Annotated in this window: 8 protein-coding genes; 2 read left to right on the top strand and 6 right to left on the bottom strand. The window is 69.4% G+C overall.

What is annotated here, in order from left to right:
* Positions 1 to 118: 118 nt before the first annotated feature.
* Positions 119 to 2,350 (bottom strand): catalase/peroxidase HPI, encoded by a 2,232-nt coding sequence (gene katG, locus ACFWI9_RS21135; RefSeq protein WP_387164126.1) that lies wholly within the window; start codon positions 2,348 to 2,350, stop codon positions 119 to 121.
* A gap of 380 nt (positions 2,351 to 2,730) precedes the next feature.
* Between katG and ACFWI9_RS21130 the strand changes: the two genes are divergently transcribed.
* Together ACFWI9_RS21130 and ACFWI9_RS21125 are read left to right on the top strand one after the other, a co-directional pair.
* Positions 2,731 to 3,141 carry a Fur family transcriptional regulator gene (locus tag ACFWI9_RS21130; protein ID WP_387164124.1) on the top strand — a complete coding sequence of 137 codons (411 nt, stop codon included), beginning with the start codon at positions 2,731 to 2,733 and terminating at the stop codon, positions 3,139 to 3,141.
* A gap of 151 nt (positions 3,142 to 3,292) precedes the next feature.
* Positions 3,293 to 3,940, top strand: coding sequence for a hypothetical protein (locus tag ACFWI9_RS21125; RefSeq protein ID WP_387164122.1), 648 nt, complete (start codon positions 3,293 to 3,295; stop codon positions 3,938 to 3,940).
* A gap of 493 nt (positions 3,941 to 4,433) precedes the next feature.
* On the opposite strand, the gene ACFWI9_RS21120 is transcribed toward ACFWI9_RS21125, so the two are convergent.
* The 5 genes from ACFWI9_RS21120 to ACFWI9_RS21100 form a co-directional block, all read right to left on the bottom strand.
* The gene (locus ACFWI9_RS21120) at positions 4,434 to 4,700 is read right to left on the bottom strand and encodes a DUF4235 domain-containing protein (RefSeq protein WP_387164121.1); all 267 of its coding nucleotides are present in this window, start codon (positions 4,698 to 4,700) and stop codon (positions 4,434 to 4,436) included.
* A 5-nt stretch (positions 4,701 to 4,705) separates the two neighbouring features.
* Entirely contained in the window at positions 4,706 to 5,053 is a 348-nt protein-coding gene (locus ACFWI9_RS21115; RefSeq protein ID WP_387164119.1) for a DUF3618 domain-containing protein, read from the bottom strand.
* Positions 5,050 to 5,472 carry a phage holin family protein gene (locus ACFWI9_RS21110; RefSeq protein WP_387164117.1) on the bottom strand — a complete coding sequence of 141 codons (423 nt, stop codon included), beginning with the start codon at positions 5,470 to 5,472 and terminating at the stop codon, positions 5,050 to 5,052. Before ACFWI9_RS21110 ends, ACFWI9_RS21115 begins: the two co-directional genes overlap by 4 nt.
* Positions 5,473 to 5,584: 112 nt before the next feature.
* Positions 5,585 to 6,604, bottom strand: coding sequence for a YihY/virulence factor BrkB family protein (locus ACFWI9_RS21105; RefSeq protein WP_387164115.1), 1,020 nt, complete (start codon positions 6,602 to 6,604; stop codon positions 5,585 to 5,587).
* Between the two features lie 120 nt (positions 6,605 to 6,724).
* On the bottom strand, positions 6,725 to 7,933 hold the full coding sequence (locus ACFWI9_RS21100; RefSeq protein ID WP_387164113.1) for a cytochrome P450: 1,209 nt from the start codon (positions 7,931 to 7,933) through the stop codon (positions 6,725 to 6,727).
* Between the last annotated feature and the right edge of the window lie 491 nt (positions 7,934 to 8,424).

The raw sequence follows: 8,424 nt of genomic DNA, 5'->3' as shown, positions 1-8,424 counted from the left end.
GGGGGGGGGGGGGGGGCGCGCGCCCGCGCCGCGGCGGCGGGCCGGACCGCCCCCCGGGGGGCCCCCCCCCGCTCCGGGGGGCGCGCCCCCCCCCGTTCACTTACCGCTGTGGTCGGGGTCAGACGAGGTCGAACCGGTCGAGGTCCATCACCTTGGCCCATGCCGCGACGAAGTCGTTCACGAACTTCTCCTTCGCGTCATCGCTCGCGTAGACCTCGGCGAGCGCACGCAATTCGGAGTTGGATCCGAAGACCAGGTCGGCCCGGGTACCGGTCCACTTGGCCTTGCCCGTGGCGGCATCGCTGCCCTCGAAGGTGCCCGCGTCCTCGGACGTGGCCTTCCACGTCGTGCCCAGGTCGAGCAGGTTGACGAAGAAGTCGTTGGTCAACACCCCGGGGGTCGCGGTGAGCACACCGTGCTGCGACTGCCGGTGGTTGGCACCCAGCACCCGCAGGCCGCCGACGAGGGCCGTCATCTCGGGTGCGCTGAGGGTCAGCAGGTTGGCCTTGTCGAGCAGCAGGTACTCGGCCGGCAGCCGGTTGCCCTTGCCCAGGTAGTTGCGGAAGCCGTCGGCGGTGGGCTCCAGCGGGGCGAACGACTCCACGTCGGTCTGGTCCTGGGCGGCGTCCGCGCGGCCCGGGGTGAACGGGACCTCGATGTCGAAGCCGGCGTCCTTGGCTGCCTGCTCGACGCCCGCGCTGCCCGCGAGCACGATCAGATCGGCGAGAGAGACCTGCTTGCCGCCGGTCTGGGCCGAGTTGAAGGCCTGCTGGATGTTCTCCAGGGTGCTCAGCACCGTCGCCAGCTGGTCGGGGTCGTTGACCTCCCAGCCGCTCTGCGGCTGGAGGCGGATCCGCGCACCGTTGGCGCCGCCGCGCTTGTCGCTGCCACGGAAGGTGGACGCCGAGGCCCAGGCGGTGGACACGAGCTGGGACACCGACAGGCCCGAGTCGAGGATCCTCGCCTTGAGGGCCACGACGTCGGCGGTGTCGACCAGCCCGTGGGTCACCTCGGGCAGCGGGTCCTGCCACAGCAGCACCTCGGACGGCACCTCGGGGCCGAGGTAGCGTGCGATCGGGCCCATGTCGCGATGGGTCAGCTTGTACCAGGCCCTCGCGAACGCGTCCGCGAACGCGGCGGGGTTCTCGTGGAAGCGCCGCGAGATCTGCTCGTAGACCGGGTCGAAGCGGAGCGAGAGGTCGGTGGTGAGCATCGTCGGAGCGTGCGTCTTCGACGAGTCGTGGGCATCGGGTACGGTTCCCGCGCCCGCGCCGTCCTTGGGACGCCACTGGTTGGCTCCGGCGGGGCTCTGGAACAACTCCCACTCGTAGCCGAACAGGATGTCGAAGAAGCTGTTGTCCCATGTCACCGGGGTGTTGGTCCAGATGCCCTCCAGACCACTGGTGATCGTGTCGCCGCCCTTGCCGGTGCCGTGGCTGTTCCTCCAGCCGAGGCCCATCTCCTCCATCGGCGCGGCCTCCGGGTCGGCGCCGACGGCGTCCGCGGGGCCCGCGCCATGGGTCTTGCCGAAGGTGTGGCCACCCGCGATCAGGGCGACCGTCTCCTCGTCGTTCATCGCCATCCGGCGGAACGTCTCGCGGATGTCGCGGGCGGCGGCGATCGGGTCGGGGTTCCCGTTCGGGCCCTCCGGGTTCACATAGATGAGACCCATCTGGACCGCGCCGAGCGGGTTCTCGAGCTCGCGGTCACCGGTGTAGCGCTCGTCGCCGAGCCAGGTGGTCTCCGGACCCCAGTAGACGTCCTCGTCGGGCTCCCAGACGTCCGCACGCCCGCCGGCGAAGCCGAAGGTCTCGAAGCCCATGGTCTCCAGGGCGACGTTGCCGGCGAGAATCATGAGGTCGGCCCAGGACAGGTCCTGTCCGTACTTCTTCTTGACCGGCCACAGCAGACGGCGGGCCTTGTCGAGGTTTCCGTTGTCCGGCCAGCTGTTCAGCGGTGCGAAGCGCTGCTGACCGGCCCCGGCGCCGCCGCGGCCGTCGCTGATCCGGTAGGTGCCGGCGCTGTGCCAGGCCATCCGGATGATGAACGGGCCGTAGTGGCCGAAGTCGGCCGGCCACCAGTCCTGCGAAGTGGTCAGCACCTCGGCGATGTCCCGCTTCACCGCCGGGAGGTCGAGGCTCTTGAACGCCTCTGCGTAGTCGAAGTCCTCGCCCAGCGGGTTGGACACGGCGGGGTTCTTGGCAAGGATCCTCAGATTGAGGCGCTCCGGCCACCACTGGCGGTTACCGCCGCCCTGAGTGGGGTGCGGCGCCCGGCCATGGGCGACCGGGCAGCCTCCAGCATCCTCGGTCTTTGCATCTGCAACGATTGCATCATGATTCTCGGACATGGAAATCCTTCCGGACGGGGCAAATCACGTGCTCGGGAACTACGCGGTGGGACTCGGAACTCAGAACTGGAACCGGCGGATGACCTCGGACTCGTCCGGCATACGAATCACGCCACGGTGAGTACTGGAGAGCTACGTGCACGTTATGGAGGGGACGCTTGACCGGCGCGAGCGCGGGGCAATGATCCCGTCATGGCTTAAATCTCCTGCCGTACTGGAGTGTACTGCTCTCTTGGCTACCACCGGAACCGATCCTACAATGGACACTGTCCAAGTCAAGAAGTATGCCTAACCCATATCCAGTCGGATTCAAGACATGCACCAGTAGACTTGGAGTGCCCCGCGCGGTGCCCCCATCGAGCCTGAACAGGTGAACAGACATGAGTGACCTGCTGGTGCGACTACGAGCACGCGGCTGGCGTGTGACCTCCCAGCGGCGTGTCGTCGCGGAGGTCCTCGACGGCGACCATGTGCATCTCACGGCCGACGAGGTGCACGCCCGCGCGGCACAGCGGCTGCCGGAGATCTCCCGGGCGACCGTCTACAACACCCTGGGCGAACTGGTGTCCCTCGGCGAGGTCACGGAGGTCTCGACCGAGGGCCGGGCCAAGCGCTACGACCCCAACGGGCACCGGCCGCACCAGCATCTGGTGTGCTCCCACTGCGGCACCATCCGCGATGTCCACCCGCTCGGCGACCCCCTGGCCGCTCTCCCCGCGCAGCTGCGTTTCGGCTTCACGGTGTCCGAGGTCGAGGTCACCTACCGGGGGCTCTGCCCGTCCTGCGCCTGATCGGCGGATGAGGCCCACTACGGAGTTCGGTTCGCACCGTTCGATTACGTGTGGTGGGTTTCCGCCCGGAACGCGACGGCACGTCACGGCGCCCTACGGCACGCCTGTAGAAGGGAGTTCGCTGCTCGAGTGCCTACAGGGGGAATGAGCCATGAAGCGCACCCGCCCACGTATCCACGGCCGCCATCCGCTGTCCCGTAGCGTCGCAGCCGTCGCTCTCGCGGCTCTCTGCCTGCTGGCAGCCGGGTGCGGGAGCGGCGGTGGCGAGGATTCCGGTGACACCGGTGGCAGTTCGACGGGTTCCACGGCGTCCGGTTCGGACGGGGCGGACGGGGCGGACGGGGCGGACGGGGCGGACGGGGCGGACGGCAGTGGTACCGGGGACGGCACCGGCGGCGAGGACACGAGCGACAAAGACACCCTGACCACAGGTGAGGACGGGGAGACCGGTTCAGCCGGTGCGGACTCCGACGGCGGCAGCGCGGGCCGGGCCGAGGAACCGGTCGGCAACTGCGCGTCGTACACGCTGCCCGCCTCCGACCAGTCCCCCAAGTCCTTCTCCAGTGGCACCACCACCATCAGCCTGCGGCGCGGCTACGACGTCGCGGCGCAGGTCGTCGAGGCCACGTCGGACGACGGCCGCTACGGCGGTGAGTACAGCCTGATGAGCGGTGACGCGTCCTTCTACGACGGGCAGATCACCGTGTCCATCGAATACGAACTGGTCACGGGGTTCGACGGGCAGGTCACCAGTGAAACGGTGCAGAAGGCTCATGTGTGCGGATGGACGGAGGAGTGAAACCGCCGTGCGGGCGAGTGCCCGGGCCGCTTCGGGACCGGCGGGCCGGTGCCCGCGGTCACCGGCGTCATCCACGTACGCCCAGTACGCCCCGTACGAGGCCGACCTCACGCCGTGGAACCGCGTCCCGTGCCGCCTGACTCATTTCGGCCCAGAATCCCAACGGGCGTGTCCACGACCGGACTTCGGGTACGCGCCTTCAGGGCCGGCCTCCCCGCCATGGCCCCGCCCTCTCCGTACGGGGTGCGGAGGGGGATCCCCGCTGGTGGTGCCTGTTCGTGGGGGACGGTCACCACCAGCGGGGCCGCCGAACGTGCCCAGGACCCCCAGGAGCGCGAGCGTCTGGAGGAGAAGGTCCCGGGAGCTTCGCGAGCAGATGCGACAGCGGCATGGCAACGCGGGCGGGGACAACCTCGGCCCTGTGTGACCGGCGGTCGCCTGAACGCAGCGGCCGGGGCTCCCGCTCGACGGGGCCCCGGCGCGGGGCGGGCGCCTATCCGGGCCAGGTGCCGGTCAGGCGGCGTACCGCGACGGCACCGCCGCGGTCGGTCGCGGCTTTGACCGCTGCGAAGATCGCGCCCTGCAACGCTGCCGCGAGGAGCACTTCCTTCCAGCCGCGATGTTCGTCCGTGGCGTCGGGGGCGTCCTGCTCGTGGCCGACGACTTTCCAGACCTGCTTGAACAGTGCGCCTGCCGCCGCACCACTGGCGGCCCCGGCCAGCATGCCGACCGGCTTGTAAGCGATCTTGGAGGGTTTCACGGTCCTCACCTCTTGGCACGCCGCATCAGCATCGCCAGTACGAGGATGCCCGCGCCGGCGGCGAGCAGAGCGGCGCGGTTGCGGCGGGCCGCACCAGCGGCTTGGAGAAGTGGTTCGGGTGTGTTGTCGTGCAGGAGGTGCGCCGCCTGGACGGCCCGGTCCTTCGCTTCGGCCGCGGCGTGCTCGACCTGGGTCTTGATATCGCCGGCCATCTCCTGGGCCCGGGCCTTGACGTCCGTCTTGTCGGCGAGGGCCTCCAGAGTCCTGCCGAGTTCCTCCCGGGTGGCCTGGGCTTCCTCGGCCAGTTCCTCGGGCGTGTCGGGGATCGCGTCGTCCTGCGGGGTCCCGGTCATCGGTGCGTCATCCTTTCCTTGATCTCCGCGGCGTCGGCCTTCAAGCCTTCGATGGCTTGCTCCGGCGCGGCGGGAGTGCCTTGGCCGACCTGCTTCCTTCCGGTGGCTGCGAGAACGGCGGCGACAGCCAGCAGGACCGCGGTGATGATGAGCGCGGACGCCCACACCGGCAGTACGAGAGCCAGTGCCGCGATCGATGCGGCGACCAGGGCCTGCAGGGCGAGGAATCCGATCACGCCCGCGCCGCCGAACAGCCCACCGCCGATTCCGAACCGTCTGCCCTTCTGTCGCATCTCCGCCTGCGCCAGCCGCAGCTCCTGCCGGATCAGCCGGGAGAACTGCTCTGACGCCTGTTCGACAAGCTCGCCCACGGATTCCCGGCCATGCCTCGCTGACGGGTGTTCAGTGCTGTCCGGCATGGCGTCACCTCCTCGTGCCGGGGACGTAGCAGCGGCTACCCGCGATTACCGCGCTCACCCCGCCGGGAATGGCGGGCGTCGGGCCCCGGCTGAAACAGCGCCGGGAAACACATCAGGGTTCGCCCATCTCCCGACGCTCTTCCTCGGTCCAAGCGCGGGTGTCCCGGGGTTCCACGTACGGCTCCTCGTCTGCGGGGTGACCGGCGACGATCGCCCGTTCACGGGCCATCTCCGCGTCGAATTCCAGGCCGAGCAGGATCGCCAGGTTGGTGATCCACAGCCACACCAGGAAAATGATCACACCTGCCAGGGTGCCGTAGATCTTGTTGAAAGAGCCGAAGTTCGCCACGTACAGCGCGAAGACCGCCGAAGCGATCAACCAGATCACCAGTGCGAGGAGACTGCCCGGAGTCACCCACTTGAAGCCCCGGCCACGGGCATTGGGGGCTGCCCAGTACAGAACCGCGATCATGATGGTGACCAGGATGAGCAGGACGGGCCACTTCGCGATCGACCAGACGGCGAGTGCCGTCTGGCCGATGCCCAGAGCGTTCCCGGCCCGCTGAGCCAGAGTGCCGGTGAACACCACGATGAACGCGCTCACGCACGCCAGAGCCATCAGAACCAGCGTCAGCAGCAGCCTGAGCGGCGTCACCTTCCACACCGGACGGCCTTCGGGGATGTCGTAGACCGCGTTGGAGGCGCGGATGAACGCCGCCACATATCCTGAGGCCGACCACACCGCCAGCACGAGGCCCACCACCGCGAGGACCGAGCCGGTGCCGCTGCTGGACTGCAACTGCGCCACCGCGTCGGTGATGATGTCGCGGGCGGCACCGGGGGTCAGCTTCGTCAGACTCTCGACCAGGTTCCGTGTCGTCGACTGCCCCGCGATACCCAGCACGGAGACGAGCACCAGAAGCGCTGGGAACATCGCCAGCACTCCGTAGTAGGTCAGCGCCGCGGCCCGATCGCCGAGCTGGTCGTCGGTGAACTCTCGCACGGTGCGTTTTAGCACCGCCCACCACGACTTCCCGGGCAGGTCCGAAGGCTCGTCGGGTACGGGAGCACCCGGTGCCCGGGGCTCCTCGGCGGCGGCCCTGCCGTGTTCGTTGCGCCGTATCGAGGCCATACCGTGCTACTGCCCCCGCTTCCGCGGTGGACTCCCTACCGGGCGGGATGTCGAGGGGCGCGCCCTCGGCGGGTCGGCTTCGGCGGACGTGGCCGGACCGTCGCGGGAACCGCGTGACGGTCAGGGGCGCACCCCGTCGAAGGCGATGGGAATGTGCCGGGGCCCGCGCAGTACGGCGCTGGTGCGGTACGGCGGGGGGTCTTCGAGCAGGCGGGGGTTGTCGAGCCTGCGGACCAGCTCGGTGAGCGCGATCTGCCCCTCCATCCGCGCCAGCGGAGCGCCGAAGCAACTGTGGATGCCACTCCCGAAACCGAGGTGCGTGACGTCCGGGCGGTCCGGGTCGAAGCGGTCGGGGTCCTGGAAGCGCTGCGGGTCGCGGTTCCCGGATGCCAGCATCAGGGCCACCACGGAGCCTTCGGGGATGGTGATGCCGCCGATCTCGATGTCCGTGATCGCACCGCGCCGGGGGATGATCTGCACCGGGGGCTCGAACCTCAGCAGCTCCTCGACCAGCCGCGGGGCGATCTCCGGTTCGCGGCGCAGCCGCTCGAACAGGTCCGGGCGGCGCAGCAGGGTCAGCATGCCGTTGCTGATCAGGTTGACCGTGGTCTCGTGGCCGGCGACCAGTAGCAGCACCGAGGTGACCACCAGTTCGAGCCGGCTGAGCGGGCCGCCGGCTGCCTCATGGTCCTGGGCGAGAGTGGTGAGCATGCCCTTGGGGTCGCTCCGGCCGCTGTCGATCAGCTCGTTGATGTAGAAGGCCAGTTCCTTCTTGGTCTCGAGGCCGTCCTGCAGTCTGACGGACGGGTCTTCGCCGGGCCTCGGGTCGATCGACGCGACCAGTTTGTCGGCCCATTCGCGGAAGCGGGCCTCGTCCTCGTGGGGCACCCCGAGCAGCCGGCAGATGGCCGTCACGGGGAAGGGATAGGCGAAGGAGTCGACCAGATCGAGCTCGCCGCCGTCGGGGAAGGCATCGATCAGCCCCGCTGCGGACATCTCAAGGCTCGGCCGCAGCTCCGCGATGAGCCGGGGCGAGTGCGGCGGCCCGAACTGGCGCATGGCGAGACCGCGGACCCGGTCATGCTCGGGCGGGTCCATGCCGATGAAGGCGGGCGGGAACTTCCCTCCCGCGGCCTCCTCTTCCTCCGCATGCGTGGAGGTGAGGCGGGGGTCGTGGAGCAGGGCCAGCACCTCGGGGTAGGTGCTGATGGTGTAGGTGCCGTCGTCCTGCCTGCACACCGGCGTCTTGCGGAGCTCCGCGTAGAGAGGATAGGGATCGGCTCGGCTGCCGTAGTCGAGGATCTTCCGCATCAGGGACTCGTTGCCCACCACGCTGCTCCTTCCGTACGCCGGTTCCCGGAAGTCACCGGTCCCGCCCGCATTCTGAGCACGGCTTCGGCTCCTACCAGGGTGTCCCGCGTGGTGACTCGCGCGCGAGTCGCCTGACCGGCTCACACACCGGCAGTCGGCACGTCCGTGCGGAAGCCGGATCCGGGGGGTGCCCGCCGACGCCGGACAGCCCTATCGGATGATGTGCACATGAAAATCCAGCGGGCCGGATACGGCCTGTTCGCCGCGCTGACCACCCTGGCACTACTGATCTGCGGCACCATCATCACCACCGTCACTTTCGTCAACAGGGAACACGACGGCCTGTCAGCGGCCGGGAACAGCGGCGGCGCGACAGCGCAGGCCATCGGGACGGGTGGGTGGGCCGGTACCTGGTCGGGGGGGGGGGGGGGGGGCGGGGGGGGGGGGGGGGGGGGGGGGTCCGGGGGCGAAGTCGTGGACACCAGAGGAGGCGGGGGGCCCCCACAGAT

The organism is Streptomyces sp. NPDC127084, from assembly GCF_042724175.1.
Classification (GTDB): domain Bacteria; phylum Actinomycetota; class Actinomycetes; order Streptomycetales; family Streptomycetaceae; genus Streptomyces.
Note: the sequence above shows the minus strand (reverse complement) of the source record. Positions and strands in the feature narration are given on the sequence as shown.

Coding starts and splice junctions, on each gene's coding strand:
- katG (WP_387164126.1), bottom strand. CDS start 2,350: ATGTCCGAGAATCATGATGCAATCGTTGCAGATGCAAAGACCGAGGAT.
- ACFWI9_RS21130 (WP_387164124.1), top strand. CDS start 2,731: ATGAGTGACCTGCTGGTGCGACTACGAGCACGCGGCTGGCGTGTGACC.
- ACFWI9_RS21125 (WP_387164122.1), top strand. CDS start 3,293: ATGAAGCGCACCCGCCCACGTATCCACGGCCGCCATCCGCTGTCCCGT.
- ACFWI9_RS21115 (WP_387164119.1), bottom strand. CDS start 5,053: ATGACCGGGACCCCGCAGGACGACGCGATCCCCGACACGCCCGAGGAA.
- ACFWI9_RS21110 (WP_387164117.1), bottom strand. CDS start 5,472: ATGCCGGACAGCACTGAACACCCGTCAGCGAGGCATGGCCGGGAATCC.
- ACFWI9_RS21105 (WP_387164115.1), bottom strand. CDS start 6,604: ATGGCCTCGATACGGCGCAACGAACACGGCAGGGCCGCCGCCGAGGAG.